At 40.2% G+C, this 2,289-nt stretch carries 1 protein-coding gene; it reads right to left on the reverse strand.

Annotation, left to right across the window (positions count from 1 at the left end):
• The coding region (locus HMPREF1151_RS09810) for a hypothetical protein (RefSeq protein ID WP_009660829.1) at nt 1-2,289 on the reverse strand (2,289 nt) is incomplete at both ends.

Below are 2,289 nucleotides of genomic sequence, written 5' to 3' on the forward strand. Positions count from 1 at the left end.
GGCTAATGAAACTTGTTTTGCAGTACCATCATTTGCTTTATAGGACAAGTTAGTCTTATTCGCAATCTTAGTACCATCAATAGTTACCTTGTAATCCTTAGTTGTACCATCCGCACTAGTTGTCGGTGTTACAGTCAATGGATTATTGGCATCTGTTGTATCTGTGCTTACTGTTACGGCAGCGACAGCAGATTTTTTAACCTCTGCTTCAGATACTTTCACAGTCAAATTCTTGCCATTCGCATCAGTAGATACATATTTACCATCACCAACAACGCCCAATGTATCGTCTTTCAGATTAACTACACCAGGGGATGTATTTGTATCACCAGTGAATTTCAAGTTAACTGCATCAGTAGTCGTTTTTGCTGTTTCAGCTACGGCTTTCAATTGATCTTCCGTCGCAGCTCGGCCAGTTGTAGCTGTACCATTCCAAGTTGTATTGGCCAAGCCAGTTACATGATTATTATCACCATCGACAGTTACACCACCGATAACTGCATTTTTAGCAGTAATTTTACCAGTTGCGCCATCAAGTTTAATGGTTTCAGTTGTACCAGTACCAATGGATACGCTAGTCAAACCAGCAAGGTCTTTATTCAAGGAATAAGTAAACTTACGTTCATTTTGATTAATTGTAAGGTTATCCCCTGCAACCAATTCGACAGTTTCATCCTTGCCAACAGTAGCATTTTTCTTAGTACCTGTTTGGGCACCAGTTGTACCTGCTTTATCTGCCGTAATATTCCAAGTTTGGCTAGATGCAGCATCTGCTACTTTTTGTAATTGATCTTCTGTTGCAGCACGGCCTGTTACGGCTTTTGTTACACCAGGAGTCCAATCTTTATTAGTCAAACCAGTTACAGTGCCAGTTGCACCATCTACCTTAATGGAGTTTGTACCTCCAGTAGTAATTGTGCCAGTTGCACCATCAACAGTTGTTACACCTGCAGTTACTTTTGCAGCTGTACCATCTACTGTAACAGCGTTAGCGCCAGTACCAAGTGTCACCTTATCGTTGAGTTTCACGTCATAAATAGTATGACCATCTGCTGCCGTAGTAGATGTAAGCGTTACATTACCTGTCGTTGCATTAGCTGCTTCACCAGTGTTAGCAGTGATTTCTGTTTTAGATGCTTTTTTAGCTGCATTGATAGCATCAGCTACATTTTTAGCCGTCGCTACACCATCTGTAGCTGGGCCTGTAATTGTACCATCTGTACCTGCAGTGATAGATGCAGTATTTACATCATATTTTACAACGCCTTTATCATCGATGGATGCAGTCGTTAATGTACCATTCTTGAAGTTCAAACCATCGGCTAATGAAACTTGTTTTGCAGTACCATCGTTCGCTTTATAGGACAAGTTCGTCTTATTCGCAATCTTAGTACCATCAATAGTTACCTTGTAATCCTTAGTGGTACCATCTGCACTCGTTGTAGGTGTTACAGTCAATGGATTATTGGCATCTGTTGTATCTGTGCTTACTGTTACAGCAGCTACAGCAGATTTTTTAACCTCTGCTTCAGAGACTGTAAGATTTACATTTTTACCATTTACGTCAGTAGAGATGTATTTACCATCACCTTTAATACCGAATATATCATCCTTAAGGTTTACGGATCCAGTATTAGTTGCTACATCACCGGTGAACTTCAATGTAGTAGCTCCAGTTGCAACTTTTAATTGTTCTTCTGTTGCAGCACGGCCTTTCGTTGCAAAGTCTGCTGCCGTTACAGTTGTATTAGACAAACCAGTGATGTCGTTTGTAGTACCACCAGTTACTGTTACAGTACCAGTTTTAATTGTGCCATCTGCACCATTAACTACTACAGCATTTGTACCACCAGTACTAATCTTGCTTACTACACCATCGATACCAACAGTACCAATTTGTGCCTTACCAGCAGTGATTGTACTTGTATTTGTACCATCAGTAATTGTATTGGATGTAGCATTAGATGTATTTACATTAGCACCATCAGTTTGAACAATGCTATCGCCTTTGATAACAGTTGTTTTACCGCCTGTTGCTTCAAAGGTTGCAGAGTTCATCTTCACAAGATTCTTATTCAAGGAGTATGTAAAGTCGCGTTCATTTTGATTTACTGTGAGATTTTCACCAGCAATCAATTGAACTTTGTCGTCTTTACCAACCTTAGCATCTTTCTTAGTACCTGTTTGAGCACCAGATGTAGTAGCATCTTTATCTGCCGTGATTTGCCATGTTTGTTCCCCTACAGCTTTTAATTGTTCTTCTGTAGCCGCACGGCCTTTTGTTGCAAA

Source organism: Veillonella sp. ACP1 (genome assembly GCF_000286635.1).
GTDB classification, from domain to species: Bacteria; Bacillota; Negativicutes; order Veillonellales; family Veillonellaceae; genus Veillonella; species Veillonella atypica.